This is a genomic window from Halomonas sp. NYA30 (assembly GCF_976980765.1).
In genome coordinates, this window is record NZ_OZ334477.1 from 3637373 (window position 1) to 3664075 (window position 26703).

Below are 26703 nucleotides of genomic sequence, written 5' to 3' on the forward strand. Positions count from 1 at the left end.
ATGATGGGAAGTGATAGTTGCATGTGGGGTATGGCGGGGATGGGCCTAATAGCGATCTTGTTGATTATTGCACTGGGGCTTGGTGTTGCTGCGCTTATCAAGTACCTGTTTTTTAATAAGAAGCACTAAAACCAGCCAGTAAATGTGATCGACCTAATCCCTTGGAAAAACAGTAATTGATAAAGAGAGCATTCATGAGGCATATCCTACATTCTACTTATTACCTAGCCGCTGCAGGTCTGTTAGGTCTTATTACGTTGCCTGCGTTGGCGCAGGAAGCAGGAACCGATGCCAATGAGAGTCATCAGGCCGGCATTGCCGCTAATACTGAGTCTCCCTTGCCCAAGACGATTACCGTGTTGGTGGATCAAGGGTTCACATTCCATGGCATCTTCGAAGCGCCTGACGACCTCCAAGGCTATGCCTTGTCTTATGATAATGAGCCTATGGCGGCTTATATTTCTTCCTCTTCCGACTATGCCGTCATTGGTACGTTAATCGACCCCCAGGGCAATGCCGTCATGGAAAGCCAGCTTCAGGCTCTGGTGCTGGAACCCATGCTGGAAGCTGCCTGGAGTGCGTTTGAAAACACTCGTTTTATCTCGGAGGGGAATGATGATGCATCGCATATTGTTTACACACTAACAGACCCCAACTGCCCCTACTGCAACGCACTCTGGAAGAATTCACGCCCGCTAATCGAGCAAGGCGTACTACAGCTTCGTCACGTGCTGGTCGGCGTGCTATCAGAGGACAGTCTTCGCAAAGCTGCCGCAATCCTTGAAGCCGACAATCCGGCTAGCGCTCTCGAAACCCATGAATTGGAATTTCGCAATGGCGGCATAAAACCGGTGGAGCCGTCGGAGGAGAGTCAAGCGCTGCTCAGAAAGCATGCCCAGATCATGCGCGAGGCCGGTGCTACAGGGACGCCGACCAGCTACTACCGTGATGAAGCCGGGAAAGTACAGCGTATCAATGGTGCAGTGTCGACCGACCAGCTTCGCGAAATATTGGGTGTTGAATGATACTCCATCACGGTACAGGGCTGAGATGACATGTCTCCCTGCTCCCCACAACTGAGATGGACATGGCAACCAAGCTTAGTGTAAAGCAAAAGCTCTTTTTGGGGCTCTCTCTACTGATGGGCTTGGCGTCCCTCTATTGGATCCTGATGGAGACCGGCGCCTTGTCGGTCTTGACCGATAAGCAGGCCTTGCGTGAATGGGTTGATGGGTTGGGCGTCTGGGGGCCATTGGCCATCATCTTTATGATGATTACGGCCATTGTCATGAGCCCGATCCCCAGTGGTCCGATTGCCATGGTGGCCGGTGCGATCTACGGCCCAGTTTGGGGAACGGCCTATGTCGTTATCGGTGCCGAAGCCGGCGCTCTGCTCGCTTTCTGCATTGCTCGTTTGTTCGGCTATGAGGTAATGCAACGCTGGTCGCGTACGCGTCCCATCCTTAACTGGCTGGGGAAGGAACGCTCTCAAACCGGCTTGATGCTCATCGTTTTTGCATCCCGATTGGTGCCCTTCATTTCGTTTGATGCCATCAGCTACGCGGCAGGTATTACACCCCTGTCCTTCTGGCGCTTTTTGATCGCCACATTGGCCGGCGTAATCCCCACGGCGTATCTGATCGTCAAGTTCGGCGAAGTGCTAATTACCGCCGACTCCCGTGGTCTCACGATCGCGCTGGTCCTCATCAGTGGCATCACATTGCTGCCGCTGCTGGCGAAACGCCTATGGGCTCGGAAGCCATGACCGATGCAACCTAGTGCTCCAAATCAACTTCCGTAAGCACTAACAATGCTCAGCAGGCACTTACCCGCTACTACCTGTGAGACGTATACGTGAAATCTCGGACATTGCTATTTTTACCCCTATTGGGCTTTTTTGGTTTGAGCTTTTTCTTTTATCAGGGCTTATCAATGGATCCTAGCGCCAGAGATTCCCCCTTGTTAGCTCAGCCGTTTCCGGCCTTCAACCTGACGACGCTGGAAGACCCCTCAAGGGTCGTTGATGAATCTCTTTTTAAAGATAAGGTGACATTGGTCAATGTTTGGGGAGAGTGGTGCCCCACTTGCAAGCATGAAATGCCGCAGTTATTGGACTTAGCCGCGCGAGGCGTCCGCTTGGTTGGCATCAACTACAAGGATACCCAGGCAAAGGGACTCGAGTTTCTTGACGAGTTTGGGAATCCTTTTGAAGTCAATATTTTTGATCCAGAGGGTAACCTAGGTTTTGAGCTAGGTGTTTATGGCGCACCCGAAAGCTATCTGGTCGATACCGAGGGCACTATTCGTTACAAACATACAGGTTACATAACTTCTGAAGATGTTGAGCGAGTCATCCAGGAAGTCGAGAAGTGGAAACGATAAAACGGCTCTTAAGACGCAATAATTTTTGTTGATGACTCCAACAGTAACGATTGATTAAGGAAGATATATGCTGCAATACCCTCAAATCGACCCGATCGCCATCGCCATAGGCCCTCTTCAGATTCACTGGTATGGCTTAATGTATGTCATCGGGCTAGTGGCCGCTTGGTGGTTGGGTCGGCGTCGCGCCCACCGACTCGGCCTAAGCCACGATGATATAGGCGACCTGATCTTCTACGCCGCCATCGGCATCATCGTTGGCGGCCGCCTTGGCTATGCACTGTTTTACGGGCTCGAACAACTGCAAGCCAACCCCCTTTGGTTACTAAAAATCTGGGAAGGAGGCATGAGCTTTCATGGCGGCCTTGCCGGTGTGTTAGTGGCTGCCTGGCTGTTTGCTCGCAAACATCAACTGGCTTTTATTCAACTGACCGACTTCATTGCTCCGCTAGTCCCCATCGGCCTGGGAGCGGGTCGCCTCGGGAACTTCATCAATCACGAGTTACCGGGGAGAGTTAGTGATGTACCTTGGGCAATGGTGTTTCCATCCATGATGGAGCTGGGCCCAGAGCCACGGCATCCTTCGGCTCTCTACGAGTTTGCCCTTGAAGGTGTCGTGTTGTTTGCCGTGCTGTGGTGGCTATCGCGCCGACCACGTCAGCGGGGCCTCATCTCTGGGCTGTTCCTGCTTCTGTATGGAGCCTTCCGTTTCATCGTAGAGTTCGTGCGCCTCCCCGACCCTCAGTTGGGATTCATCGCTTTTGGCTGGTTAACCATGGGGCAGCTACTGACACTACCAATGATCGTCGCGGGCTTTGCTCTGGTCGCTTGGTCCAGAGGTCAGCCAATGGATAAGCCAAAGGCGGCGTTAAACTCATGAAACAAGTCTTCGCTTTTCTAACGGTGGCACTCTTTATAGTCACCCCGGTAGCGGCACGTGAAGAGATGTTTGAGGTTGGTGACAAAAGTTCCCCCTTTAACCGTTCGCCCCAACGTGACTTTCTACCGGCTAAAGAAGCCTTCCGAACCACCACCTGGCGAGACGATGATCGAGTTTATATCGGCTTCACCGCCGCCGAAAATTACTACCTTCACCGGCATCAGTTCGCGATTGAGAGTCTCTCTCAAGATATCAATTTCGGTGAGTTGGCTTTGCCGCCTGGCGAGCCAATGTCGCACGCGTCTTTAGGGAACATTAACGTTTTCTACGATCAGGTGTTGGTGAGTGCGCCCATCGAGGCGAGCGATACCGTTACCGGGCCGCTGGCCATCATGGTGACCTTTCAGGGCTGTTCCGACCAAGGACTCTGCTATCCACCCGAACAGGTCGAAATCGTATCACCGTACGGTTCGCCTCCGGCGGCCTTCACCATCAGCCCCTCCCGTGATACGGCGGGTAGCTCCAAAGGTGCCCCGTAAATGAATCCCGCCGACATGAGCCTGCCGCCGCTGGCGGCGGCCTTCGTCTTCGGCTTGCTGGGAGGCGCGCACTGTATCGGCATGTGTGGCGGCATCATGAGTGCCCTGACCTTTGCTGTGCCCCCCAGCATGCGACAGCCGAGGCGTTTAGCAGGTCTGTTGCTCGGCTATAATTTAGGTCGTATCAGCAGCTACATGATCGCTGGTGCCTTGGTGGCCCTGCTCGGTTCCGTGCTCAACCATGCACTGGACAGCTTCGCCCTGGTGTTGCGTATCCTGGCGGCGGTCATGTTGATACTAATGGCACTGTATATCGCCAACTGGTGGAAGGGCTTGCTACGTATCGAGGCACTGGGGCGCGTCCTGTGGCGCCGCATCGAACCAATAGGCCGTCGCTTGATGCCTGTTGTAAAAGTACCCCAAGCATTCGCACTTGGCTCGCTATGGGGCTGGATGCCCTGTGGGCTAATCTATTCGATGCTGGCCTGGAGTCTTGCTGTAGCCGAGCCATTGCGTGCCGCCGCGATGATGGGGGCCTTTGGGCTCGGCACCTTGCCTGCCATCCTAGCGACCGGAGTGGCAGCGCGCCGTGTCTCAATATGGATACGTAGCCCCGCGACTCGTACGCTAGCAGCGCTGCTGATTATTACGTTTGCCGTCTGGTAACTCTGGCATCTGCAATCCATGATAGGGATGGTGGATACGCACAGTGCCATGACTTCGCCGCATCACTAATGATTACTTCGCGAATCATTAGCCTCGAAAACTAATTTACCTGTCCCAAGCGATTCGATTAGTTCCTTCAGCCTGAAGCTTTCAGTCATCTTGTCTTGGTTCATGTTATCTAACCATCGCGCTATCACCTGAAGTTCTTGGGTCCTCAAGTGAAGACGTCGCCTTTGAGTGGCGAGTGGTACTGGTTCATTAAACTCTACGGTGCCTTGATCCGCCCAAGATAATATTTGTTTGATCTCTGGAAGACTAACACCCAGCGAACGCAGGCAGTCGATAAAACGTAGGCGCCCCAAGGACTCTATATCGTAGAGTTGATAACCGTTGCGCGGGTCGCGGTGCGGTTGCAACAACCCTTCCCTTGTATAGTGACGTACCGTTTCTGCCGTTACCCCTCCCGTCTGAGCCAGCTCTGAGACTCGCATTGGCTTACCCTCATTTGTTTACTCGTAGCCAGCTTACAACCGCCAGGCTGCCCAAAGGTCAAGTCTTCAGCTGAGCGCTCATGACAAACATTTAGGTTGTATAACGAAATTTAAAATGAGGCCTTGACCTTAAAGTCTTCTTTAAGGATATCTTAAAAAAGCACTCCTGCCACAGGATAAAAACCGTAATCAAGTCCTACCAGCGCGTTTGGCAGAGTGACTCACATACAGAGGAGAGTGTCATGCGTAAACGTAATACTGCGATCCTGTTTACTGCCATTGTTGCTGCCAGCAGCTTCGGAGCTAGCTCGCTTTTTGCCCAAGAAGAGAATCAACAGAAGCCGATGGAGGGCAACGCCATGCATAGCAATATGATGCAAGCAGGGGGTATGCACGACATGATGGGCGATATGAAGTCCATGATGGAAAAATGTAACGCCATGATGGAAAACATGCAGCATGAGAACGACGACGCTTAAAGCGGCTCGGATAGGTTGCTTGTACGCAAGCAACCTTTTCATCATGCGGGTAGCGTCGCTTGGACCTTCCTATCTGATATCTAACCGGACACACAACATATGAAACATTGGAAAGCGCTTGCCGTTACGTCTTTGCTGGCTTTTCCCATATCGGGATTGGCGGCTGATATATCAGCGACTCTCTACAAAAATCCCAATTGCGGATGTTGTGCCGAATATGCCAAGTATTTGGAACAAAACGGCTTCGACGTGGAGACGATCGACACCCATGATCTCGTTAAAATGAAAGCCGAGTATAACATCCCTGAAGAACTGCATGGCTGCCATACCACGGTCGTAGGAGACTATCTCTTCGAAGGGCATGTGCCTGTTGAGAGCGTGACCCAAGTGCTTGATGAAAAGCCCTCTATCATAGGGCTGAGTGTGCCGGGAATGCCGCTTGGCTCACCGGGCATGTCGGGAGAAAAGCGTGGCCCGTTGGAAGTCTATGCCATCGCCTCGCAATCGACTGAGAGCCCCGACATTTACGCGACTCACTAAAGGATAGTGCGGCGATGAAACACCCCATCCTGACAGGACATTTCGTAGCTGTATTTCTGATGACTGCCACATCCCTTGCCATGGCCGCCCCGTCAGAAAGTTCAGGGCCACAGGGGTTTCTTCTCTGGGCTACCCCCAACGATGTGGCACAAATCAGCTTCGAGGATAGCGACGGTACCCCTTTCACGTTGGCTGACTTTGAAGGAAAGCTGATTCTACTCAACATCTGGGCAACATGGTGCGGGCCTTGCCGAGAGGAAATGCCCACTTTAGATGCCCTACAAGATGAGCTTGGCAGCGATGATTTTGAGGTGGTCGCCTTATCGATCGACCGTAAGGGGGTCGAGATTGTTAATGAATTCTATCAAGAGATAGGCATTGAACATCTGGCTCCCTATATAGATAAAACCGGAATGGCTAGCGCAGATCTTGGGGCCGTAGGTATTCCCACGACGCTTCTACTTGACCGCCAAGGCAAAGAAATTGGGCGCCTCGTGGGGGAAGCCGAGTGGAATACTCAAGACATGATCGACTTTCTTGCCGAAATGATTGCAACCAGATAATGAGGTAGCACCATGAGTTGTTGTGACGACAAAACCCAACAGGGCAAACAAAAATCGGGGCTAAATGGCTTTTTGACAGGGTCACGCGGCCTGATGTTGCTGGGTAGCGTGGCAGTGGCTGGCGGCCTTGCTTTTGGCTGGGATAATCTGGTTTTGCTAGGCATTGCGCCTATTCTATTGAGCCTATTGCCATGTCTCATTATGTGCGGATTAGGCCTATGCATGATGAAGTGCAAAGACAAAAAAGGTGAAGCGACCGAGCAAAGCGACGCTACCAATGTTCAGGCTCGGGTAGAAGACGCTTCAGAAGTGAATGCCGGAACAGCGCCTACCACTCGCCAACTAGTCGATCAAAGCGAGTCAATCAAGCAGTCCTCATCTAAATTCCAAGCCTAGCCATGGGTAAAGGGTAATGCTTGAAGTAGCCAATATAGGACTGGTCACTGCCTTTCTGGCAGGCCTGATCTCGTTCATTTCGCCCTGTGTTTTGCCACTTGTGCCTGGCTATCTTTCTTTCATGACCGGCCGCTCGCTCGGACAATTACAGGAAGCGGATAGACGAGAACGTCTGAGGGTGTTAACCCAGTCGGTATGGTTCGTGCTCGGTTTTTCAACCGTTTTTTTGTTGCTGGGAGCCAGCTCCACTGCCATTGGTCGTCTGCTGCTGGTGTATCGCCAAGAAGCAAACCTAGTCGGTGGCCTTATCGTCATCCTGTTTGGCGCCTTCATGACCGGGCTCATGCCATGGCGCTGGTTTCATCAAGAATGGCGGTTTATGGGTCGACTGAAGGACGTCGGTGGAACCCGCAGTGCAGCTTACTTACTTGGTTTAGCGTTTGCATTTGGCTGGACCCCCTGCATTGGCCCAATTCTGGGTGCCATTCTTACCGTCAGCGCCTCCACGGCCAACGCCTGGAGCGGGATGGCGTTGCTCGGCGTTTATTCTTTGGGTCTGGGCGTGCCCTTCATGCTGAGTGCCCTTTCACTTGATCGCTTCATAAAGCACCAGAAATTCCTGCGTCGCTGGGGGCATTTCATACATATAGCGGCTGGGTTGATCATGATTCTGATGGGTAGCTTAATGATCACAGGCAAACTATCCGAGCTGTCATATTGGTTATTGCGTACTTTCCCTGCCCTAGGTGTTATCGGCTAATCGTTATTTAAGGAAATATTGAAATGCACATGATCGTGAGTCGTTTTTTACGTGTCTTCTTACTGACAGGCTTGGCCGCAGTCAGCTTTGGCAGCGCCATTACGGCCTTGGCAACTGAAGAAGGGTTGCTTGCACTGCAATATGACGTAACAGGCAAACGACTGTTTAAAATTGAGGCTAACCAACTATTCCAGCGTGCCGATGAAGGCATGACCTGGAATGCGATTCCCTTGCCCGAAGACGTGAATGAAGGCCAGTTGCGCGCGGTATCGGTCCCCTCCACTGATCCGCAAGCGCTCTATATCGCAGGCCCCTCAATCGGGGTGCAGCGTAGCACCGACAATGGAGAAACCTGGCAAGAGCTTAGCGCTAACCTACCTAGCCGAGAGGTTACTGCGCTAGCTGTACATCGCCGTCAGAACGAAACACTTTATGCGGTAATTGAAGAAGACGGCATCTACCAAAGCGAGGATGCTGGCACCACCTGGAAAAAAATGGACAGTGGTCCTTCACAAAAGATTAACCGACTCGTCCACTCTGACATGGAAGGCAGCATGCAGACCGGCTGGCTCTACGGGGTATCGGACGATGCGGTGCGTCTATCGATGGACTGCTTTTGCGGTTGGAGACCGACCGGAGCACTTGATGCTGGCAGCGTCTATGATGTGGCTTATAGCCTTGGCAACCCAAAGCGAGTCTATGTGGTTACACAGCAAGGACTATGGCGTAGTGAAACGGGTGGTCAAGAGTGGCAACAAGTAGCTGGTGACGGCACAGAGCTCGTTGCACTCACACTCTCCGCCAAAGACACTCTCTATGGTTTAAACCAGAAAGGGGAACTTCTACACAGTGAAGACGAAGGCCAATCCTGGACTTATCCCGATGCGTAAGCACTGTTTTTTCACTGCCTCATGGCTGACGCTAATGGTTGTGGGGCACGCCATGGCTGAGGACCGTCCTTTTTCAAGCGATACTCCTCAGCTGGAAGACGGAAAAAGAGTTTACCGACAATACTGTGCTAGTTGCCACGGTACACAAGGCGAAGGCATGCCCAACTGGGAAGAGCAAAATGCTCTAGGCGAGTTACCTGCTCCACCACATGGGCCAGAGGGCCATACCTGGAAACACTCTGATGCCATGCTCTACCGAATTATTGCCGAGGGTTGGCGCGACCCCTGGAATAAAACCGATAGGCTAACGATGCCAGCGTATCAGGAAGTTTTGGCTCCCAGCGAGATACGAGATGTGGTGAATTATCTCAAGACATTATGGACACAAGAGCAAAGGCGTCACCAAGCAGACGAAAGTATTGAGAACCCCTTTCCAATACAAACTGGAATACCCCCAGAGTAAATAATAGTGTCTATGCCCTATAACAAATTTTCTTAGTCACCTTATGGGTCACCACACTGTTAGCTACCGTCTCAACCGCCCACTTGTGTTATTAAGTAGAAAACAACCTCTTGGTCCTTTTAACTCCGACAAACCTGCTCCCGGCGAATGCTAGCCCTTACTTAGAAAACCAACTTCGCATTGTCAGCGAATAAATATACACTTTAGCGAATCTCAAATGTTTATGTTGAGACATGGAAGTTAACAAATTTCATATAAAATAAACTTATTACCTAACGACTGAGGCGCCTTCAGGCTTAGTAAGATCGACTGGCTCACTTCACAATAAAGTTTTCGTCGCGCCACATATTTGATCTGAAGGCTGTGGAAGGGAGTTAGATTATTATGTTAGGTAAGCAATATAGTGTTAATAAACAACGGGTAAGCGGATTAAATGGTTGATCTTACCTTTGCATGAGAGTGAGACAGACCGGCATCTCATCGGATTATCTGGTTGATGCTTCACCTACTGCTGGTGCATGTTTCCTTCGCTAATTCCAGCAAGAACCCCACACGCCTCAACTTCCCGGTCATCGTTGCAACTCGCTCTCAGTGAAACGAGTTGTTTCTCAAGCGCTTGCAGAGCGGTTATCTGCGACCGCACATGAGAGATGTGATCATCGAGCAAGGCGTTGACGGCGGTACAAGGCTGATGAGGGTCGTCCTGATAGCTCTGTAGTTCGTGAATCTCAGCCAGTGACAGGCCCAGGATTCTGCAGCGACGGATGAAGGCCAGCCCCTCACCATGCTTCTCGGTATAGACACGGTAACCGTTGTCCTGCCGATCAGGCGGCGGCAACAAGCCCTGCTGTTCATAGAAGCGGATCGTCTGTGTTTCGACCCCTACCAACTGCGCCAACTGACCAATGCGCATCAGCCTCCTCCCCAACGGATTCTTTACTCTATTGACCTTATAGTAGCTTTATAGTTTAAAATGGTACCACAACATTGTTCAAGTGGAGTCGTATCATGAGCAAATCCTGTGGTGGCGCCTGTGGCGGTGATGCAACGTCCGCAGCGGATACCGATATACAGGCCTCCTCCGAGGCGCCAGGGAGATGGGTCAGTGTTTATGCCGTGCCGAAGATGGACTGTCCATCAGAAGAACGAATGATTCGGCTAGCCCTGAACGGCTTTGAGGAGATTCGGGCGCTGTCCTTCGACTTGTCGAACCGCCGGCTGAAGGTCGTGCATGACGGCGAGGTCGAGCCCGTCACCTCGAAACTGAAGACCTTGGGGCTAGGCGCCTCGCTTCAGGAAACCGTCGCTGCAAATCCGGAGACCATCAAGGCCGCCGAGTTTTCGGCAGCTTCTGCTAAGCAAGAATCCGGGACCCTGCGCTGGTTGCTCGGCATCAATGCACTTCTGTTCGTGGTGGAAATGACTGCCGGCCTGATCGCCCAGTCCACCGGCCTGATTGGAGAATCCCTGGACAATTTTGCCGATGCGGCGGTGTACGGGCTTGCCCTTTATGCGGTTGGACATAGCGTGAAAATGCAGGTACGTGCCGCGCATCTTGCTGGTGTACTGCAACTGATCTTGGCTGTGGGCGTGCTCGTAGAGGTGGTGAGACGCTTTGTATTCGGTAGTGAGCCTGAATCGCTGGTGATGATGGCTATCGCATTCGTCGCATTGATTGCCAATACCAGTTGTCTGCTGCTCATATCCAAACATCGGGAAGGCGGGGCGCACATGAAGGCAAGCTGGATATTCTCGGCCAACGACGTGGTGATCAACCTGGGGGTCATCACCGCCGGCGCCCTGGTCGCGTGGACCGGTTCCAATTATCCGGATCTGATTATCGGCACCATCGCGGGGGGCATTGTACTTAACGGTGCCAGACGCATTTTGGCGTTGAAGGGTTAAATAATGCTCATTATTGGCAAAAAGCTCTCGCCGTATGCCCTATTGTCCATATCGGGCCTGCTGGCAGCGTCTGATCAGGCTGTAAAGTGGCTGGTGCAGCAATCAATGGCCTATGGCGAGTATGTTTCGGTGACCCCGTTCTTTAACTGGGTGCACCTATGGAACACCGGTGCCGCATTCAGTCTTTTTGCGAATGGTGGAGGCTGGCAGCGCTACTTTTTTATCGGAATCGCGGTAGTGGTCTCGATTTTTCTGATCAAGCTGATCCTTGAAAATCGTCATAAAGGAGAAGCCATCGCTTACAGTCTTATCCTCGGTGGCGCCATGGGCAACCTGATTGACCGGGTCTTTCGCGGCTATGTTGTGGATTCCTTTGATTTCTATTGGCGAGACTGGCATTGGCCGGCCTTCAACCTGGCTGATATTGCAATTGTCCTCGGTGCCTTACTTTTCGTTTCCGGCAGCTTTTTGGGTAAAAAAACAAACACCAATGCCGAGCCGGATGGATCTGACTGACACCTACGCCTATACAACACCATGACCGAACTTCCCGACAACATCCTTCACCTGCCGCAATACCAAGTACTGGGCTGCAAATCAACCGACGACGAAATGCACTTCCAGGTGGACGTGCCCGATCCGATCGCCTGCGAGGAATGCGGCGTGCAGGGTGAGTTCGTGCGGTTCGGCAAGCGTGATGTTCCCCATCGTGATCTGCCCATCCAAGGCAAGCGGGTCACTCTCTGGGTGGTCCGCCGCCGATACACCTGCCGGGCCTGCAAGACAACATTCAGGCCCCAGCTACCGGAGGTGGTGGACGGATTCCGTATGACACTGCGGCTGCATGAGTACGTGGAGAAGGAATCCTTCAACCACCCCTACACCTTTGTGGCGGCACAGAGACCGGCCTGGACGAGAAGACGGTGCGCGACATCTTCAACGCCCGCGCCGAGTTCCTGGGGCGCTGGCACCGCTTCGAGACGCCCCGCATCCTGGGCATTGACGAGCTATACCTGAACAAGCGCTACCGCTGCATCCTGACCAACATCGAGGAGCGAACCCTGCTCGACCTGCTGGCCACCCGCCGCCAGGACGTGGTGACCAATTACCTGATGAAGCTGAAAGACCGGCAGAAGGTCGAGATCGTCAGCATGGACATGTGGAACCCTTACCGGGCAGCGGTCAAGGCCGTGCTGCCACAGGCCCGCATCGTGGTCGATAAGTTCCATGTGGTACGCATGGCCAACGATGCCCTGGAGAAGGTGCGCAAGGGCCTCAGAAAGGAGCTGAAACCCTCCCAGAGCCGAACCCTCAAGGGCGACCGGAAGATCCTGCTGAAACGCGCTCACGAAGTTTCAGATCGGGAACGGCTGATCATGGAGACCTGGACAGGCGCATTCCCGCAACTGCTGGCCGCCTACGAGCACAAGGAACGCTTCTACGGCATCTGGGACGCCATCACACGGCTCCAGGCAGAAGCCGCCCTGGACGAGTGGATAGCCACCATCCCGAAGGGCCAAAAGGAAGTCTGGAGCGATCTGGTCAGGGCAGTGGGAAACTGGCGCGAAGAGACCATGACCTACTTCGAGACGGACATGCCCGTCACCAACGCTTACACGGAGTCCATCAACCGACTGGCCAAGGACAAGAACCGTGAAGGGCGCGGTTACTCCTTCGAGGTGATGCGGGCACGAATGCTCTACACCACGAAGCACAAGAAGAAGGCACCGACTGCGAAGGTCTCTCCTTTCTACAAGAAAACCATCGGTTACGGACTGCCGGACTTCGCAGAGGAACTCAACTACGGAGTCGATCTATCAACCATCTGAGGGTGGTATCAGATTGATGGGGTGAAGGTGCCCCATCAACCATTAAATCCGTATACCCAATAAATGTACCCAACGTCATAACCCAGTTCTTCCACAGAGCCGGAGAATCCGGCATAAAGATCAAGCTCATAGCTGGTGCCGTCACCAAAATCGACATTGGAACCCCAGCCACCGGCGTAGAAGCCCGACGCATGCTCATAACATAATCCAACCCTCCCTGGACAGCCGCAGCCCCGTCTGTCTGGGTGACGCCCCGGAACAGATAGTTGCTGCTGGCGCTCACATTTGAGCTGACGTCAGCGCTAACAATGGCGGGCGCAGCCTGAAGTGCTGCAAGCAAAGTGATACTCCTGAATCCGTGAGACCGGCCCCCAGGAATGCTTCTAACCTACTGAACTGCATGGCAATATAGCGAATATCGCCATTCACCCAGACAGTGCCATGCCCAACGTCAAGTTCCGCGCCAGTCGCCGCACCCTCACCAGCCACGCCGGGCTGTCCATCATCGGGCAATGCTTCGAGATCGCTGGCGTCGACAGCATCGACAGCCGCTTCCCCACCACGCTGGGCATGCGCACCAGTGACGTGATCAAGAGCTACCTGGGCCTGCTGTGTCTGGGCATGAGCGACTATGACGCTGTCGAGAACTTCCGCCGCGACAAGCCCTTCCAACAACTGCTGACCCTGCAGAAGGTGCCGAGCGCGGCGACGCTGCGACAGCGGCTGGAGAAACTTGCCGCCAACGACCTGCAGGCGCGCACCGCCACCTGGTCCACGACCCTGCTGTCACTGATCGAAGCACCGATCACCGCCGAGACGACGCACGTCTGCCTGGACATCGACACCTTCGTCATGGACAACAGCAACTCGAAGAAGGAAGGCGTCTCGCGGACCTACCAGAAGGTCGATGGCTACACACCGATCGCCGCCTATCTGGGCAACGAAGGGTGGTGCCTGGGTCTGGAACTGCGGCCTGGCAAGCAGCACACCATGAAGGAGAGCAACGCCTTCCTGGAGCGGGTGCTGCCTCGCACCCAAGGCCTGACCAAGCAACCGATCCTGTTACGCGAGGACAGCGGCTTCGACAGCCAGGCGCACCTGGCGCTTCTCGAACAGCAGCGCCAGGTCTTTGCCGACGAGGGGCGCCGGCTCGACTATGTCGTCAAATGGAACCCGCGCGGCTCGGCCACGGCTGATCGAGATACCTGGCTGGCGGTGGCGGCGGACTACTGGGAAGAGCTGCGTCCTGGCAAGCGCCAGGCGCTGTGGCTGCAGACCGTCTCGATCCACGACGACAACAAGACCGAATACGTCGTCCAACGCGTGATGCGCCTGGTAGAGCGCACCGCCGATCGCGATGGCCAGTTGCTGCTCGAACCGGACTATGAGTTGGAAGGCTGGTGGACCAGCCTGGACGAGGCGCCGGAGGCGGTGATCAAGCGCTACCAGGCGCATGCCACCCATGAGCAGTTTCACAGCGAGATCAAGACCGATCTCGACCTGGAGCGCTTGCCGTCCGGCAAGTTCGCCACCAACGATCTGATCCTGCATCTCGCCCAGTTGGCCTACAACATCCTGCGCCTGATGGGACAGCTGGGCATGACCGGCGAGCTGAGCCCGGTTCGCCACCCGGCCAAGCGGCGCCGGCTGCGCACCGTGCTACAAGAGCTGGTGCACCGTGCGGCTCTCGTGATTCACAAGGCACGGCAGATCATCCTCGACTTCGGGCAGGATATCGGGCGCATGACGGTGCTCAAGACGCTGCGGAGCCGACTGCGTTATCCACGAGGAACGCCATGCTGACCGTCAATCGGCGACACTCTATCCACAAGCAGTTCCAAGCGACACGCGATCGCCAGATATGTCGTGCCTGGCGGGTGGAAAGGCATGACAAAACGGGCCGTCAGCACCGATCAGCACGGTGGGTTTTGGCAATAACGGGCTTGCGAAAGCCAACTTGCACGGGGCGAATGATCAAAAAGTGCTCGCTGGCGGTGATAGGGAAAGTGTCGGCGCCGGCTTCACGGATTCAGGTATTAGAAACAGTGGTTTATGCCTGTTTGAGTGGCGATATAACATCAATAATCATGCTGGCGCGCTCAATAGTGTTATGTTGAAGGGCGTATAATCACTGTTATGTTTTAAGGAGGTAGTTTGAGTAAAGTCGTTGGACGCTGGCGAATTAAGTGGATGGAAATGTGGGATCAAGACTTTGTTGATCTTATCGAGCCCGGATACTTCCAGTTCGATGAAGATGGCCTCGGCTTTTTTGTATTCGGAGCAGTTGAGGGCCAAATCGACTACCGCATTCCAGATGATGGAGGGCGAGTCGAGTTTTCTTGGTCTGGAAATGATGATGGTCGTGAAAAGTCTGGCCGTGGTTGGTTTCAGTTTTCATCTTCAAATTCAGCGAAAGGGGAACTCTTCATTCATTGTGGAGACGAGTCGGCCGTAGAAATCGAATATCAAACATAACTGTCCCTGCTGTATCGAGACCGCGGCCCGCCTCAAAGCCAATACCGGGCTGTTCTCGAAAGCCATCACCATGGCCTGGTTCAGGGAAACAGCCTGGCTGGCTTTGGCCTGCTGATATTCTTTCAGCGACACACTCTCTTGTGCCTGGGCCGACACCATGGGAGAGACGGCCAAGGCTCCCGGAACTATCATCGCGCACAACAACAATCGTTTGTTCATTCAGTATCATCCTGGCTGTTTGACTGAGGTCAGTGAGTCAGCATTTTTGCGTGGGATTCCGGAGCGACCTTACAGACAAACCTTTAATACAGTTTGAAATTCAGGCACCGGATAAGAAATGAGCTTTGGCGGCAGGGGGGGGGCAGAGGTAAGGGCGAGGATGTCGAGTCACCGGGCGTCAAGGCAGGCGCACGATGGTGGGTTCTTGCATGATAAATAAAAACCGGCCCGTCATTTGGGCCGGCTTTTTATTCTGGATCTGAATTGCTTGTGATCACTTGGCCGATCAGAAACTCCTGCTCCAACCCAGCCAGAACTTCGGATCATCCGAGTTGACAGAGCCAAGCGCGTCGGTTGACTCAATGTCCGCGTACTCCACGTTAACACTGAAAGAACCGAAGTTTCCCGCATCCTTTGTAACGTTGGCGGCGACGTGTGAATAACTTGCCTCGCCGACAGAAGCCTTGCCGTCATCAGCGAAGTCGTAATAGCCAAGCGTCACACCGGCACTGTAGCTGTCCTCCAGAGGCACCCCAACAGAGGCGTAGTAATAGGCATCCCCCTGCACGAACACCCCATCACCACTGGTGTCGCTGTTGATCGTGTAGGCCAGGCCGATGGCCGCAATGCCATAACTGATCTCGCCGTACAGTTCGCCGAAGTCGATGGAGCCCGGCGCGTCAGGATACGCATAATAAATGTACCCAACGTCATAACCCAGTTCTTCCACAGAGCCGGAGAATCCGGCATAAAGATCAAGCTCATAGCTGGTGCCGTCACCAAAATCGACATTGGAACCCCAACCACCGGCGTAGAAGCCCGACGCATGCTCATAATCCAACCCTCCCTGGACAGCCGCAGCCCCGTCTGTCTGGGTGACGCCCCGGAACAGATAGTTGCTGCTGGCGCTCACATTTGAGCTGACGTCAGCGCTAACAATGGCGGGCGCAGCCTGAAGTGCTGCAAGCAAAGTGATACTGATAAAACCTGATTTGGTGAAAAACTGCTTCTTCATAATGGATACCTTCGGTTGGGTTTCATTGCTCCAAATATGATTTAGCAAAATTCCTGCCACATCTTATTTATTCTTGTTTATCATAATTATAGAGACAAATCGGCGCATTCTGAGCTTGCCCCCGAAAAACGACCGCAACACCTAGCGCCCCAGAACCTGTCACTGACCCGGACCGGCGCCCTGTTTTGATGCCATTCTCTGTAACTATTCTGTAATCTTTGCCAAGTAGGCTTTAATAGCGCTTCAACACACATAAGCAAACCAAAAAGGTGAGACAGATCATGAGCAAGAAATATTTGGGCTTGGCTTTGGCGATTTCTGCCGCTTCTGCTGCACAGGCCGGAACTGTTACGACCAGCGGCAAAGACCTTGTGATCGATACCGAGAGCGGTATCAAGGTGAAAACGTCTGACAATTCTGCGTCTTTTCAGCTCGGCGGGCGCCTTCAATGGGATTACGACGCCACGCAGTCTGACGCCAACGGTGTTGACACTACCGATTTCGACGTGCGCCGGGCACGCCTCTACGCCAAGGGCCACTTTGGCGACTGGGCGTACAAAGCCCAGTTCAACGTGGCTGAGAGTGATGGCGCCGACGGCGGGAACGCTGAGGACCTGTACATTCGCTACCTGGGATTTGGCTCGACGGCAACCGTGACTATTGGTAAGCAGAAAGAGCCATTCGGCCTGGAACAATTAACGAGTTCAAAAGACATCTCGGCCCTTGAGCGATCCGCCATGACCGAGCGTTATACCCCCGGTCGCAGCGGCGGCATCCAGCTCAGTGGCAAAGGCAGCAACTGGACCTACGGTATCGGCTATTTCGAGGCAGACGGCGATGGCAGCGACGACTTCAATAACACGGCAGTAACCGCACGGGGCACGGTTGCACCCGTTCAAACGAATAATGCTGTTGTTCATCTTGGTGCGGGTTATACCACGCGTGATGCCGACACTCAGGCCAATGAGGTCGATACGTTTAATCTGGAATTGGCCGGCGCTTCCGGGCCCTTCCATGCCCAGGCCGAATATTTCGATTCCGAGGAAGGCCAGGTGGATGTTGATGGCTATTACGTACAGCTTGGCTGGATCATCACCGGCGAAAGCCGTCCTTACAAAGCCGGAGCATTCAAGCGGGTAAAACCGGCATCACCCAAAGGGGCCTGGGAAGTTGTTGCCCGCTTTGAGGATGGTGACGGAAAATACAGTGATGTGGGGCTGGCCACGACCGACGGTGAGCAAACAACACTGGGCGTTAACTATTACGCCAACAAGAATGTTCGACTTGGAATGAGCTACATGGATGGCGAAGAAGCCAATGGCGCTAGCGGAGATGAAGTGCGTGCGAGGTTACAATATGCATTTTGACCGCATGGAGGTCGCTTGAATGAGTTTGCGGCTTGATATAGTTCTTGAGAGTTAATGAAATACTCAGGTTTTGGGCAGATATTAATGGGTAAGCGGATTAAATGGTTGATCTTACCTTTGCATGAGAGTGAGACAGACCGGCATCTCATCGGATTATCTGGTTGATGCTTCACCTACTGCTGGTGCATGTTTCCTTCGCTAATTCCAGCAAGAACCCCACACGCCTCAACTTCCCGGTCATCGTTGCAACTCGCTCTCAGTGAAACGAGTTGTTTCTCAAGCGCTTGCAGAGCGGTTATCTGCGAGCGCACATGAGAGATGTGATCATCGAGCAAAGCATTGACGGCGGTACAGGACTGATGAGGGTCGTCCTGATAGCGCTGTAGTTCGTGAATTTCTGCCAGTGACAGATCCAGGATGCGGCAGCGACGAATAAAGGCCAGCCGCTCAACGTGTTTCTCGGTATAGACACGGTAACCGTTCTCCTGCCGATCAGGCGGCGGCAACAAGCCCTGCCGTTCGTAGAAGCGGATCGTCTGTGTTTCGACCCCTACCAACTGCGCCAACTGACCAATGCGCATCAGCCTCCTCCCCAACGGATTCTTTACTCTATTGACCTTATAGTAGCTTTATAGTTTTAAATGGTACCACAACATTGTTCAAGTGGAGTCGTATCATGAGCAAATCCTGTGGTGGCGCCTGTGGCGGTGATGCAACGTCCGCAGCGGATACCGATATACAGGCCTCCTCCGAGGCGCCAGGGAGATGGGTCAGTGTTTATGCCGTGCCGAAGATGGACTGTCCATCAGAAGAACGAATGATTCGCCTAGCCCTGAACGGCTTTGAGGAGATTCGGGCGCTGTCCTTCGACTTGTCGAACCGCCGGCTGAAGGTCGTGCATGACGGCGAGGTTGAGCCCGTCACCTCGAAACTGAAGACCTTGGGGCTAGGCGCCTCGCTTCAGGAAACCGTCGCTGCAAATCCGGAGACCATCAAGGCCGCCGAGTTTTCGGCAGCTTCTGCTAAGCAAGAATCCGGAACCCTGCGCTGGTTGCTCGGCATCAATGCACTTCTGTTCGTGGTGGAAATGACTGCCGGTCTGATCGCCCAGTCCACCGGCCTGATTGGAGAATCCCTGGACAATTTTGCCGATGCGGCGGTGTACGGGCTTGCCCTTTATGCGGTTGGACATAGCGTGAAAATGCAGGTACGTGCCGCGCATCTTGCTGGTGTACTGCAACTGATCTTGGCTGTGGGCGTGCTCGTAGAGGTGGTGAGACGCTTTGTATTCGGTAGTGAGCCTGAATCGCTGGTGATGATGGCTATCGCATTCGTCGCATTGATTGCCAATACCGCCTGTCTGCTGATGGTATCCAAACATCGAGGGGGCGGAGCTCATATGAAGGCTAGCTGGATATTTTCGGCCAACGACGTGGTGATCAACCTGGGGGTCATCACCGCCGGCGCCCTGGTCGCGTGGACCGGGTCCAATTATCCGGATCTGATTATCGGCACCATCGCGGGGGGCATTGTACTTAACGGTGCCAGACGCATTTTGGCGTTGAAGGGTTAAATAATGCTCATTATTGGCAAAAAGCTCTCGCCGTATGCCCTATTGTCCATATCGGGCCTGCTGGCAGCGTCTGATCAGGCTGTAAAGTGGCTGGTGCAGCAATCAATGGCCTATGGCGAGTATGTTTCGGTGACCCCGTTCTTTAACTGGGTGCACCTATGGAACACCGGTGCCGCATTCAGTCTTTTTGCGAATGGTGGAGGCTGGCAGCGCTACTTTTTTATCGGAATCGCGGTAGTGGTCTCGATTTTTCTGATCAAGCTGATCCTTGAAAATCGTCATAAAGGAGAAGCCATCGCTTACAGTCTTATCCTCGGTGGCGCCATGGGCAACCTGATTGACCGGGTCTTTCGCGGCTATGTTGTGGATTCCTTTGATTTCTATTGGCGAGACTGGCATTGGCCGGCCTTCAACCTGGCTGATATCGCGTTATTGGCAGGTGTCGTGGTATACGCAGTGGCGCTATGGCGTGAGCGGCCTACATTTAAGCGCACTGAGTAACGCTATGGATGTGGTCGATAAAGATAAAGAATATACGTTTTTTGCTGGGCGACGCTCACCAATAGTCGATTGCGTTGTAGCGCTCGCCGCTGGGGTACTGACTACCTTGAGTGCCGCCCCTTTTTCCCTATGGTGGCTTGGCCCAGTGAGCGTGGCACTGGTCTATTGGAGAATAGCGTCGCTAACGCCCGCCATGGCCACCCTGCGAGGGTGGTGTTATGGGGTAGGCCTGTTCGGTTCAGGCACGTCGTGGGTCTTCGTTGCTATTCACGATTTCGGTGGCACCGGGGCCTTGATGGCGATGTTCCTCACCACGCTATTTGTTAGCGTCCTGGCGCTCTTCTTTGCAGTCCCCTTTGGGCTCTATCGACGCATCACGGGGCCACGGTTCGCCTTTCTTAGCTTTGCCGGTATGTGGGTGGTGAGCGAATGGCTACGCACCTGGTTGCTCACCGGCTTTCCCTGGTTATTGCTGGGCACCTCTCAGATAGATTCTCCACTAGCCCCATGGGCGCCCGTTGGTGGTGTGTACTTGCTGTCACTCATGACCGCGCTGACAGGTACGTTAGGGGTAGAGGTACTGCGTCGCCGCTGGATTTTCCTCGTCCCAATGGCCGCCCTGTGGATCGTTCCATTCCTATTGCCCGCCCAATGGACAACCCCGGCTGGCAAGCCCATCCAGGTGGCATTGTTGCAAGGGAATCTTGATCAGCGCATTAAGTGGACTGCCCAAGGGCAGCGCGAAGCGATCAGTATCTACACGACGATGACACGGGTGCAAGCAAGGGATATCGACCTCATCGTTTGGCCTGAGGCAGCCCTTCCCATGCTTGAGCAGGAAGCACAGCAAATACTGGAACAAGTAGCGTCCGACCTGGGGCCTGACACCGCCTTGTTGACCGGCATTTTGCAACGCGACAGTGAAGGGCGCTCTTATAACAGCGTCATAGGGCTAAATGATGTGCAAGGCGAATACCAGAAGGCGCACTTGGTGCCCTTTGGCGAGTATTTGCCATTCCAAAGCCTCCTCGCTGACACCCTTGCTTTTTTCGACTTGCCAACACCCCGGCTGACCCCTGGTTCAGACGTACAGGCTCCGTTACACGTGGCTGGAACCACCATTGGCAATGCTATCTGTTACGAGATCATTTTCGCCGACCATGTCGCCCAACAGGCGCGTAATGCCGAGCTGCTATTAACGGTTTCCAACGACACGTGGTTTGGGCGTTCCATTGGCCCACACCAACATCTTCAAATGGCGCGTCTACGTGCCCTTGAAAATGGTCGTCACCTACTTCGAGCTACCAGTAATGGCGTGACGGCCATCATCGATTCACAAGGTCACGTCACAGCCCGTGCCCCACAGTTTGAACAGGCCAGTTTAACTGGCGAGGTGACCCCGATGCAGGGCCTAACTCCTTTCACACGCACCGGTAGTGGCCCCGCTTGGATACTCGCTGCCTTACTGACGCTGCTCGGGTTAAAACTGAACTTATCTCGATCAAAAAACGACGCATTAGATGAAAAAGGAACCTAGCGATGCTCCTGGCAAATCAAGATAGGTTGGGAAGGCGGTCAGCCGCTGATTCAAGCCTTTCCGCCGCTTGGAGAAGAAGAGCACAGTATGACCGCACTCACAGAGACCATGACACGCCTTAACCAATACAATGTCGATAACGTAAACCTCGATTACGAGCAGCTCAGCGATGTCCTGTCACTCTCTAACGGGCTTATAACCCCACTACATCCAAAGCAGGAACAGGAGCCACAGCGCCACAGCCCAGAAGAGAAGGCTATCAAGGGCATTTATGAAGACCTGGTTTTGACGTCATCTCAACGGTCATGACACGCCTTTTGGCACCCCCTTGAGCCCTGGCATATAGGTAGAGAGCCATAGCCCCGTCCAAACGGCGGGGCGACATTCGCCTACAGAGTCGCGGGGCCCTCCAAGTGACTGCACGCTATCAGTGTCTTAGCACTCAATATCCAGAGGCAGCCAGTAGGTAACGCCACCCACTACCACCTGTATCCCGTCTGTCGTCCGCTCTACGGTCTGTTGTCGAAGCATTTTCTGCGTTACTTTTGTGTCATGGAAATACTCCATGGCAGCAACGATCCATGCCTCTCTCCAGGCCTCTCCTTGATCAGCACACCGGGCCATCGTCATCAGAGTGCGGGCTAGTGTTTCTTTTCGCCGCTTTCTTGCCCGTTTTACATCCACCCGAGGAGCCAACGTGGTGGCATGTTGGCGATTTAAGAAATTAGTAAACCCCGTCACCGAGGCTGCTTGTCCAGGCACCGCCTGCAAATAGTTGTCCACATCGCCCTGTTGTGGAAGTCGCTGCCCCTCCCGGTCAGTAGCGAGTAGCAATGCGGCTGCCGCTCTTAGTGCAAGTCGTGCGGAGGTGTGGGACGTTTTGCCCGCCTCTATACGGGTTTCTAATTGCTGCCAATAAGCATGCAGCGCTTTTTCTGATAAAGAAGCGGACGGCATAGACCTGAGACACGCTTTGATACGTCGTTTCTCTGAGTCGATCTTGTTTGCTTGGTGATCCGGCTCTACCCCTTGCTCTTCATGCAGCCATCGCATAGGAAGTCTTACACGCCGCAACCCCTCCGCCCCGAAGTGATGAAGCAGCTCCGAATAGCTCGGTATCCGTGACCATGCCTGGTCGACCTCAAGGAAGAACGAGAAGAAATGATTGATCTTGAGAGCAGCCTTATGCGGCCCTGTGGTACGAATCAGCCATTCACCAAATTCCCCAAAGGCCTCACGTAACGCTTTGGTGGTGATACCGGCTTGGCCAATGATGATCCGCTTACGACATGTACGCGTCCAATAGCAGGGCTCACAGGCATCGCCTCGACCCGCTGGCATGGGATTACCACACGATGGGCAGGCAATTTCCCCTCGCTCATTACAGGCTTTGCACAACACATCCCCGTTGGGTGCCACCACCAATAAGCGATGTCGACGACACGCAGAACAGGTACCGTGATCAGCCGTCGCACAGCGTGGACACAAGCGATGAGCATGCCCCATACGCGTCACTCGGGTAAGACGTTGAGAGGATTCCCCACACTCCTCGCAGGACTCTGGCTCTCTGAAATAGGGAGCGCAGGCGATACAGACAGGGCCGTAGGGAGTGACCTTGCCGATGTTGTAGTCTGAACTGGCTTTTCCACATCGTGCACACGGTTTGTCGACGTCGCACTGACGACAGACGGCGTCTGGGTCATTCTTAGGCAAACGAGCTAACTCACCACATCGTGGGCATATCCGCCGCTTAAACTCACGAGCATAGCAAGTTGAGCAGTAACCATGCCCCTTATGGCGTCGCCACAATTTGGAGACTTCTCGACCACACTCATCGCAGTCTACCGTTTTGTGTTGCTTCAAGAGGTTGGCTCCGCTTTCATTCTGCGCTTTAAACGCGCCCAAGAGGCTCTAACAGCACGTTCCGATGCAGGGCGATGATCCGGTTGAACACGGCGGCGATGTGGCCCATGAGGATGATGAGATAATCGTGATAGCATCGGTAACAGTGCAACGGGAGGTGACTTTCGAGGATCAAATAGCGCGCTCGTTTTCACATTGAACGCGACAAACGTCCTGAACGCCTCCTCAACACCTATGCTCATTAACCGCTCAACCGCCGTCAATAAAGCACTCCGCTCGCTAATAGGCAACAGCTCAAACGCCAATCCAGATATAGGCATTCGGTTATTCACGACGGGAATACCTAACGACAGAAGCGCTCCCGCGAGGGGTGACGTAGGCCGCCGACTGGCGCGCCGCATAACGCCAACCAAGAAGCTCGCCATAGAAAACCAATCCGCGAGTGTGATAGAGGTGTTCCCAAATGCCGCCCTATCCCCTTGTAAAACACGATCAGCCAGCACTTGGAAACTGAACGCTTCAGGTAAAGGTGACGTGCATACTGCCTTTCTAAAATTCTCATGGCACCGGCTGCATTGAGCTAAATGTTGATCTTCCGCTGACAGGCGATGAGGCTCTATAGGAGCCTTGCATACCGGGCACTCATCTATCAGTTGCACCCCATGAAAGCGGCACCCAGTGTGCCAAGCGAATCGCCAGTGTCGGCGCAAGTAGGGGGCTGAGTCCTCTGCCAAACACAATGCACAAATCTGTTGTCCTCCATGGCGAGTTCGATTTCGGCTGATCTTACCCAGCAACAGTGGACACTGGTTTAAGCGATCATTCGGGCTTCAAAGGCCTCTGGGCTGATCATCCCAATAGCACTGTGCCGCCGTTGTTTGTTGTAGTCCAGCTCGACGTACTCAAACACCTGGCGCCTCATATCGTTTCGCGTTGTAAATTGCTCCCCATGGATCGCTTCAACCTTGAGGCTGTGGAAGAAGCTTTCGGCACAGGCATTATCATAGCAGTTGCCTTTGGCGCTCATGCTGCACGTAAGCTCATGCCGGGTAAGCAGCGATTGGTAACGCGTGGAACAGTACTGACTACCTTGAACCGCCCCGGTTATTCCGGAGACCGGTTTGTTTGAGTCAGGCAGCTTCACCCGACTCCTCCAATTGACGATAATACGTCCTTTCTCGTTCTGCTGGTGGAACGTTTCCGATGGGTTCCAGCAGTCGGCGGTTGTTGAACCAGTCAACCCACTCCAGCGTGGCATACTCAACGGCATCCAGTCCCCTCCATGGGCCACGATGATGGATCACCTCCGTTTTGAACAAGCCGATGATGGTTTCAGCCAGCGCATTGTCGTAGGAGTCGCCGGTGGTGCCGACTGAGGCATTGATACCCTCGTCAGCCATACGCTCGGTGTAGCGGATCGAGAGATATTGGCTTCCCCTATCACTATGATGGATCAACCCTTGTCTGTGTTTTCGTGCCCACAGAGCTTGCTCCAGAGCGTCCAGCACCAGCGCCGTTCTCATCGACGTCGCTACACGCCAACCCACGATACAGCGTGCATAAACATCGATAACGAACGCAACGTAAACGAAGCCAGACCAGGTAGCGACATAGGTAAAATCGGCCACCCAAAGCTGATTAGGACGCATGGCCGTAAAGTCACGTTTCACTAAATCAGGTGCCCGTTTCTGGCCGGGATCACTGATGGTCGTGAAGGGGCGTTGGCCTCGCACCACGCCGCGAATTCCTAGGCGGCGCATGAGCCGTTCTACAGTGCAACGAGCAACATTAACGCCTTCACGGCGGAGTTGCCGCCAGACCTTACGGGCACCGTAGACGCAGAAGTTTTCTTCCCACACGCGCTGAATCTCAGCGGTAAGAAACGCATCCTGCCGATACCGGTCTGCCCGCCGTTCAGGATCAGCTTCAAGTGCCTTGTGGTGGTAATACGTCGATGGGGCGATTGGCAGTTGACTACAAATCGACTCGACCCCGAACTGAGCACGATGCTCGTCGATAAATGACACCATCAATTGGGTTTGCGGTCGAGCTCCGCCTGGGCGAAAAAAGCAGCCGCCTTACGGAGAATTTCATTGGCACGCTTCAATTCGGTGTTTTCACGCTCTAGCTGCTTGAGCCGTTCATGTTCAGACAGGTTAACCGAGCTGTTTTCCTGCGTGAGTTCTGTGCGTTTGCACCAGGCTCTCAAAGTCTCTGGTGTACAGCCGAACTTGCTGGCAATGGAGCAGATCGCCGCCCACTTGGACGGGTATTCGCCTTGCTGTTCAAGGACTAATCGAACAGCTCGCTCCCGGACTTCTGGGGAATATCGTTTTGGTGAGTTCATAACTCCATCCTCTCAAGATATGGAGTCTCCGGTAAAGACGGGGCGGTTCAACCTCGATCCGAATGGACTATCACGCCTTTGGGCATTTTGCGTCTCCATAGCGCCATCTGTAGCGCGTCACAGACAAGATCGGCCGTCATACGCTCACTCATTGCCCAACCGACCACTTTACGAGAGTAAAGATCAATGAGCACTGCCAGGTAAAGCCAGCCTTCGCCCGTCGCCAAGTAGGTAATGTCACCCACCCACTTTTGATTAGGAGCTGAGGCCGTGAAGTTTTGTTCTAGTAGATTCGGTGCGACTGGCAGCGAATGCCGTGAGTTCGTGGTGGCCTTGAACTTACGAGCTGCTTTAGCGCGCAGGCCCTGACGCTGTAAGCTGGCAGCCACCGTCTTACGGTTGATCGGCATCCCATCATCTCGCAGGTCTAGCGTTAGTCTCGGGGCGCCTGAGCGGCCCTTGCGTTGGTGATAAGCCTTGGCCACATGCTGATCGATAATGGCTTGCTGGCTGCGTTTTGGGGACGATGCGCCGCGTTGCCGCCAAGCGTAGTAGCCACTCCGAGCGACCCCGACAACATGGCACATACGCTGAATACTGAACGCCTGACGATGACGGTGGATAAAGGCGTACTTCACTTCAGGCTTTTCGCAAAGTACACCGCGGCCTTTTTTGTGATGGCCAGCTCTTCATTTGCCTCGGCTAGTTGGCGCTTCAAGCGGGCGTTTTCTTCTGCCAACGACCGCTCTCGCTCGGATGTGTCTTGCTGCAGCTGTGCTTTAGATCGCCACTGATAGAGCTGACTCGCGTGTATTCCCAGCTCACGCGCCGCTGCTGCAACGCCAATGCGATCCGCAAGCGCTAAGGCTTCTTGCCGGTAGGCATCTGAGTAACGGGTATATGATTTTTTCTTCATTGATGTTGTCGATCTTGCCATGGTTCACCTCATCGTAACGTATGACGTTCTTGAGGTGTCCACCGTTACTGGGCAGGATCATTAACGTTCTTCCAATATTATCGACA

29 protein-coding genes, 6 pseudogenes and 1 other annotated feature are annotated in these 26703 nt (G+C 53.8%); of the genes and pseudogenes, 24 read left to right on the forward strand and 11 right to left on the reverse strand.

Going from position 1 to position 26703, the window contains the following annotated elements:
- The 7 genes and pseudogenes from ACWI0H_RS16920 to ACWI0H_RS16950 all read left to right on the forward strand — a co-directional run.
- A complete protein-coding gene (locus ACWI0H_RS16920) occupies positions 1-129 on the forward strand; it encodes a hypothetical protein (protein ID WP_008958488.1) in 129 nt (42 codons plus the stop codon).
- A gap of 65 nt (positions 130-194) precedes the next feature.
- Positions 195-1025 (forward strand): thiol:disulfide interchange protein DsbG, encoded by an 831-nt coding sequence (dsbG, locus tag ACWI0H_RS16925; protein WP_008958487.1) that lies wholly within the window; start codon positions 195-197, stop codon positions 1023-1025.
- Positions 1026-1087: 62 nt separating this feature from the next.
- Positions 1088-1765, forward strand: coding sequence for a TVP38/TMEM64 family protein (locus ACWI0H_RS16930; RefSeq protein ID WP_044630736.1), 678 nt, complete (start codon positions 1088-1090; stop codon positions 1763-1765).
- 89 nt (positions 1766-1854) lie between these two features.
- Positions 1855-2382 carry a DsbE family thiol:disulfide interchange protein gene (locus ACWI0H_RS16935; protein WP_035586998.1) on the forward strand — a complete coding sequence of 176 codons (528 nt, stop codon included), beginning with the start codon at positions 1855-1857 and terminating at the stop codon, positions 2380-2382.
- Between the two features lie 67 nt (positions 2383-2449).
- Complete coding sequence (lgt, locus tag ACWI0H_RS16940) at positions 2450-3262, forward strand: prolipoprotein diacylglyceryl transferase (protein ID WP_008958484.1); 813 nt, start codon at positions 2450-2452, stop codon at positions 3260-3262.
- A complete protein-coding gene (locus ACWI0H_RS16945) occupies positions 3259-3801 on the forward strand; it encodes a protein-disulfide reductase DsbD domain-containing protein (protein ID WP_074211538.1) in 543 nt (180 codons plus the stop codon). The genes lgt and ACWI0H_RS16945 overlap by 4 nt, the downstream gene beginning before the upstream one ends.
- Positions 3802-4464: pseudogene (locus tag ACWI0H_RS16950) on the forward strand (sulfite exporter TauE/SafE family protein); the annotation flags it as partial.
- Positions 4465-4532: 68 nt separating this feature from the next.
- Here ACWI0H_RS16950 and ACWI0H_RS16955 read toward each other — a convergent pair.
- Positions 4533-4958, reverse strand: coding sequence for a MerR family transcriptional regulator (locus ACWI0H_RS16955; protein WP_044630842.1), 426 nt, complete (start codon positions 4956-4958; stop codon positions 4533-4535).
- Positions 4959-5200: 242 nt separating this feature from the next.
- Here ACWI0H_RS16955 and ACWI0H_RS16960 point away from each other — a divergent pair, with 242 nt between their 5' ends.
- From ACWI0H_RS16960 to ACWI0H_RS16990, 7 genes are all read left to right on the forward strand, one after another.
- On the forward strand, positions 5201-5437 hold the full coding sequence (locus ACWI0H_RS16960; RefSeq protein ID WP_062363006.1) for a hypothetical protein: 237 nt from the start codon (positions 5201-5203) through the stop codon (positions 5435-5437).
- 99 nt (positions 5438-5536) lie between these two features.
- On the forward strand, positions 5537-5977 hold the full coding sequence (locus ACWI0H_RS16965) for a DUF411 domain-containing protein (RefSeq protein WP_101146721.1): 441 nt from the start codon (positions 5537-5539) through the stop codon (positions 5975-5977).
- Between the two features lie 14 nt (positions 5978-5991).
- Positions 5992-6540: a TlpA family protein disulfide reductase gene (locus ACWI0H_RS16970; protein WP_101146722.1), complete on the forward strand. Its 549-nt coding sequence runs from the start codon at positions 5992-5994 to the stop codon at positions 6538-6540.
- Positions 6541-6552: 12 nt separating this feature from the next.
- Positions 6553-6936 carry a hypothetical protein gene (locus ACWI0H_RS16975; protein ID WP_101146723.1) on the forward strand — a complete coding sequence of 128 codons (384 nt, stop codon included), beginning with the start codon at positions 6553-6555 and terminating at the stop codon, positions 6934-6936.
- Between the two features lie 16 nt (positions 6937-6952).
- Positions 6953-7696: a cytochrome c biogenesis CcdA family protein gene (locus ACWI0H_RS16980; protein WP_101146724.1), complete on the forward strand. Its 744-nt coding sequence runs from the start codon at positions 6953-6955 to the stop codon at positions 7694-7696.
- 23 nt (positions 7697-7719) lie between these two features.
- Entirely contained in the window at positions 7720-8586 is an 867-nt protein-coding gene (locus ACWI0H_RS16985) for a WD40/YVTN/BNR-like repeat-containing protein (protein WP_008958473.1), read from the forward strand.
- Positions 8579-9049 carry a c-type cytochrome gene (locus ACWI0H_RS16990; RefSeq protein ID WP_008958472.1) on the forward strand — a complete coding sequence of 157 codons (471 nt, stop codon included), beginning with the start codon at positions 8579-8581 and terminating at the stop codon, positions 9047-9049. Before ACWI0H_RS16985 ends, ACWI0H_RS16990 begins: the two co-directional genes overlap by 8 nt.
- A gap of 505 nt (positions 9050-9554) precedes the next feature.
- Here the strand turns inward: ACWI0H_RS16990 and cadR (ACWI0H_RS16995) are convergent.
- Complete coding sequence (gene cadR, locus ACWI0H_RS16995; protein WP_004364961.1) at positions 9555-9962, reverse strand: Cd(II)/Pb(II)-responsive transcriptional regulator; 408 nt, start codon at positions 9960-9962, stop codon at positions 9555-9557.
- Positions 9963-10057: 95 nt separating this feature from the next.
- Here cadR (ACWI0H_RS16995) and ACWI0H_RS17000 point away from each other — a divergent pair, with 95 nt between their 5' ends.
- The 3 genes and pseudogenes from ACWI0H_RS17000 to ACWI0H_RS17010 all read left to right on the forward strand — a co-directional run bounded on the left by ACWI0H_RS17000 (position 10058) and on the right by ACWI0H_RS17010 (position 12783).
- Positions 10058-10954 (forward strand): cation efflux transmembrane domain-containing protein, encoded by an 897-nt coding sequence (locus tag ACWI0H_RS17000; RefSeq protein ID WP_004574643.1) that lies wholly within the window; start codon positions 10058-10060, stop codon positions 10952-10954.
- 3 nt (positions 10955-10957) lie between these two features.
- On the forward strand, positions 10958-11470 hold the full coding sequence (gene lspA, locus ACWI0H_RS17005) for a signal peptidase II (protein ID WP_035565177.1): 513 nt from the start codon (positions 10958-10960) through the stop codon (positions 11468-11470).
- Between the two features lie 21 nt (positions 11471-11491).
- Positions 11492-12783 (forward strand): annotated as a pseudogene (locus tag ACWI0H_RS17010) (ISL3-like element ISPpu12 family transposase).
- Positions 12784-12818: 35 nt separating this feature from the next.
- Here the strand turns inward: ACWI0H_RS17010 and ACWI0H_RS17015 are convergent.
- Positions 12819-12980: pseudogene (locus ACWI0H_RS17015) on the reverse strand (TorF family putative porin); the annotation flags it as partial.
- A gap of 14 nt (positions 12981-12994) precedes the next feature.
- A pseudogene (locus ACWI0H_RS17020) lies at positions 12995-13123 on the reverse strand (TorF family putative porin); the annotation flags it as partial.
- A 101-nt stretch (positions 13124-13224) separates the two neighbouring features.
- Here ACWI0H_RS17020 and ACWI0H_RS17025 point away from each other — a divergent pair.
- Positions 13225-14586 (forward strand): IS1380 family transposase, encoded by a 1362-nt coding sequence (locus tag ACWI0H_RS17025; protein ID WP_045812073.1) that lies wholly within the window; start codon positions 13225-13227, stop codon positions 14584-14586.
- Positions 14587-14937: 351 nt separating this feature from the next.
- The gene (locus tag ACWI0H_RS17030; RefSeq protein WP_164834383.1) at positions 14938-15258 is read left to right on the forward strand and encodes a hypothetical protein; all 321 of its coding nucleotides are present in this window, start codon (positions 14938-14940) and stop codon (positions 15256-15258) included.
- 505 nt (positions 15259-15763) lie between these two features.
- Here the strand turns inward: ACWI0H_RS17030 and ACWI0H_RS17035 are convergent.
- Positions 15764-16492, reverse strand: coding sequence for a TorF family putative porin (locus tag ACWI0H_RS17035; protein ID WP_035566949.1), 729 nt, complete (start codon positions 16490-16492; stop codon positions 15764-15766).
- A 281-nt stretch (positions 16493-16773) separates the two neighbouring features.
- Here ACWI0H_RS17035 and ACWI0H_RS17040 point away from each other — a divergent pair, with 281 nt between their 5' ends.
- Positions 16774-17859 carry an OprO/OprP family phosphate-selective porin gene (locus ACWI0H_RS17040; RefSeq protein ID WP_101146777.1) on the forward strand — a complete coding sequence of 362 codons (1086 nt, stop codon included), beginning with the start codon at positions 16774-16776 and terminating at the stop codon, positions 17857-17859.
- Between the two features lie 173 nt (positions 17860-18032).
- Here the strand turns inward: ACWI0H_RS17040 and cadR (ACWI0H_RS17045) are convergent, their stop codons facing one another.
- Positions 18033-18440 carry a Cd(II)/Pb(II)-responsive transcriptional regulator gene (cadR, locus tag ACWI0H_RS17045; RefSeq protein WP_485874035.1) on the reverse strand — a complete coding sequence of 136 codons (408 nt, stop codon included), beginning with the start codon at positions 18438-18440 and terminating at the stop codon, positions 18033-18035.
- A 95-nt stretch (positions 18441-18535) separates the two neighbouring features.
- Here cadR (ACWI0H_RS17045) and ACWI0H_RS17050 point away from each other — a divergent pair, with 95 nt between their 5' ends.
- The 4 genes from ACWI0H_RS17050 (at position 18536) to ACWI0H_RS17065 (ending at position 21779) form a co-directional block, all read left to right on the forward strand.
- Entirely contained in the window at positions 18536-19432 is an 897-nt protein-coding gene (locus ACWI0H_RS17050) for a cation efflux transmembrane domain-containing protein (RefSeq protein WP_485874036.1), read from the forward strand.
- 3 nt (positions 19433-19435) lie between these two features.
- Positions 19436-19933, forward strand: coding sequence for a signal peptidase II (gene lspA / locus ACWI0H_RS17055; protein WP_008958331.1), 498 nt, complete (start codon positions 19436-19438; stop codon positions 19931-19933).
- 4 nt (positions 19934-19937) lie between these two features.
- Positions 19938-21470, forward strand: a complete 1533-nt coding sequence (gene lnt / locus ACWI0H_RS17060) for an apolipoprotein N-acyltransferase (RefSeq protein WP_485876254.1) — start codon at positions 19938-19940, stop codon at positions 21468-21470.
- A gap of 87 nt (positions 21471-21557) precedes the next feature.
- A complete protein-coding gene (locus ACWI0H_RS17065; RefSeq protein ID WP_235976140.1) occupies positions 21558-21779 on the forward strand; it encodes a hypothetical protein in 222 nt (73 codons plus the stop codon).
- 126 nt (positions 21780-21905) lie between these two features.
- Here the strand turns inward: ACWI0H_RS17065 and ACWI0H_RS17070 are convergent, their stop codons facing one another.
- The 5 genes and pseudogenes from ACWI0H_RS17070 to ACWI0H_RS17090 all read right to left on the reverse strand — a co-directional run.
- Positions 21906-22811 carry a hypothetical protein gene (locus tag ACWI0H_RS17070; RefSeq protein WP_485874037.1) on the reverse strand — a complete coding sequence of 302 codons (906 nt, stop codon included), beginning with the start codon at positions 22809-22811 and terminating at the stop codon, positions 21906-21908.
- Positions 22812-23329: 518 nt separating this feature from the next.
- On the reverse strand, positions 23330-24130 hold the full coding sequence (locus ACWI0H_RS17075) for a TniQ family protein (protein WP_485874038.1): 801 nt from the start codon (positions 24128-24130) through the stop codon (positions 23330-23332).
- 14 nt (positions 24131-24144) lie between these two features.
- Positions 24145-24426, reverse strand: a pseudogene (locus ACWI0H_RS17080) (IS3 family transposase); the annotation flags it as partial.
- 37 nt (positions 24427-24463) lie between these two features.
- A protein-coding gene (locus tag ACWI0H_RS17085) for an IS3 family transposase (protein WP_230806374.1) occupies positions 24464-25680 on the reverse strand; the annotation gives its coding sequence in 2 pieces (ribosomal slippage) (positions 24464-25395 and positions 25395-25680; 1218 coding nt in all).
- Positions 25289-25405 (reverse strand) — a sequence feature (AL1L pseudoknot). (Overlaps the previous gene by 117 nt.)
- 50 nt (positions 25681-25730) lie before the next feature.
- A pseudogene (locus ACWI0H_RS17090) lies at positions 25731-26617 on the reverse strand (IS3 family transposase); the annotation flags it as partial.
- Between the last annotated feature and the right edge of the window lie 86 nt (positions 26618-26703).

Bases quoted from the DNA above. Each gene is read 5' to 3' on its own strand.
- ACWI0H_RS16965 (WP_101146721.1), top strand. From the start codon at position 5,537: ATGAAACATTGGAAAGCGCTTGCCGTTACGTCTTTGCTGGCTTTTCCC.
- cadR (WP_485874035.1), bottom strand. From the start codon at position 18,440: ATGCGCATTGGTCAGTTGGCGCAGTTGGTAGGGGTCGAAACACAGACG.
- ACWI0H_RS16920 (WP_008958488.1), top strand. From the start codon at position 1: ATGATGGGAAGTGATAGTTGCATGTGGGGTATGGCGGGGATGGGCCTA.
- ACWI0H_RS17035 (WP_035566949.1), bottom strand. From the start codon at position 16,492: ATGAAGAAGCAGTTTTTCACCAAATCAGGTTTTATCAGTATCACTTTG.
- ACWI0H_RS17000 (WP_004574643.1), top strand. From the start codon at position 10,058: ATGAGCAAATCCTGTGGTGGCGCCTGTGGCGGTGATGCAACGTCCGCA.
- ACWI0H_RS16930 (WP_044630736.1), top strand. From the start codon at position 1,088: ATGGCAACCAAGCTTAGTGTAAAGCAAAAGCTCTTTTTGGGGCTCTCT.
- cadR (WP_004364961.1), bottom strand. From the start codon at position 9,962: ATGCGCATTGGTCAGTTGGCGCAGTTGGTAGGGGTCGAAACACAGACG.
- ACWI0H_RS17070 (WP_485874037.1), bottom strand. From the start codon at position 22,811: ATGCCAGCGGGTCGAGGCGATGCCTGTGAGCCCTGCTATTGGACGCGT.
- ACWI0H_RS16980 (WP_101146724.1), top strand. From the start codon at position 6,953: ATGCTTGAAGTAGCCAATATAGGACTGGTCACTGCCTTTCTGGCAGGC.
- ACWI0H_RS16970 (WP_101146722.1), top strand. From the start codon at position 5,992: ATGAAACACCCCATCCTGACAGGACATTTCGTAGCTGTATTTCTGATG.
- lgt (WP_008958484.1), top strand. From the start codon at position 2,450: ATGCTGCAATACCCTCAAATCGACCCGATCGCCATCGCCATAGGCCCT.
- ACWI0H_RS16985 (WP_008958473.1), top strand. From the start codon at position 7,720: ATGCACATGATCGTGAGTCGTTTTTTACGTGTCTTCTTACTGACAGGC.
- lspA (WP_008958331.1), top strand. From the start codon at position 19,436: ATGCTCATTATTGGCAAAAAGCTCTCGCCGTATGCCCTATTGTCCATA.
- ACWI0H_RS16945 (WP_074211538.1), top strand. From the start codon at position 3,259: ATGAAACAAGTCTTCGCTTTTCTAACGGTGGCACTCTTTATAGTCACC.
- ACWI0H_RS16990 (WP_008958472.1), top strand. From the start codon at position 8,579: ATGCGTAAGCACTGTTTTTTCACTGCCTCATGGCTGACGCTAATGGTT.
- ACWI0H_RS16960 (WP_062363006.1), top strand. From the start codon at position 5,201: ATGCGTAAACGTAATACTGCGATCCTGTTTACTGCCATTGTTGCTGCC.
- lspA (WP_035565177.1), top strand. From the start codon at position 10,958: ATGCTCATTATTGGCAAAAAGCTCTCGCCGTATGCCCTATTGTCCATA.
- dsbG (WP_008958487.1), top strand. From the start codon at position 195: ATGAGGCATATCCTACATTCTACTTATTACCTAGCCGCTGCAGGTCTG.
- ACWI0H_RS16975 (WP_101146723.1), top strand. From the start codon at position 6,553: ATGAGTTGTTGTGACGACAAAACCCAACAGGGCAAACAAAAATCGGGG.
- ACWI0H_RS17050 (WP_485874036.1), top strand. From the start codon at position 18,536: ATGAGCAAATCCTGTGGTGGCGCCTGTGGCGGTGATGCAACGTCCGCA.
- ACWI0H_RS17025 (WP_045812073.1), top strand. From the start codon at position 13,225: ATGCCCAACGTCAAGTTCCGCGCCAGTCGCCGCACCCTCACCAGCCAC.
- ACWI0H_RS17040 (WP_101146777.1), top strand. From the start codon at position 16,774: ATGAGCAAGAAATATTTGGGCTTGGCTTTGGCGATTTCTGCCGCTTCT.
- ACWI0H_RS17065 (WP_235976140.1), top strand. From the start codon at position 21,558: ATGACCGCACTCACAGAGACCATGACACGCCTTAACCAATACAATGTC.
- lnt (WP_485876254.1), top strand. From the start codon at position 19,938: ATGGATGTGGTCGATAAAGATAAAGAATATACGTTTTTTGCTGGGCGA.
- ACWI0H_RS16955 (WP_044630842.1), bottom strand. From the start codon at position 4,958: ATGCGAGTCTCAGAGCTGGCTCAGACGGGAGGGGTAACGGCAGAAACG.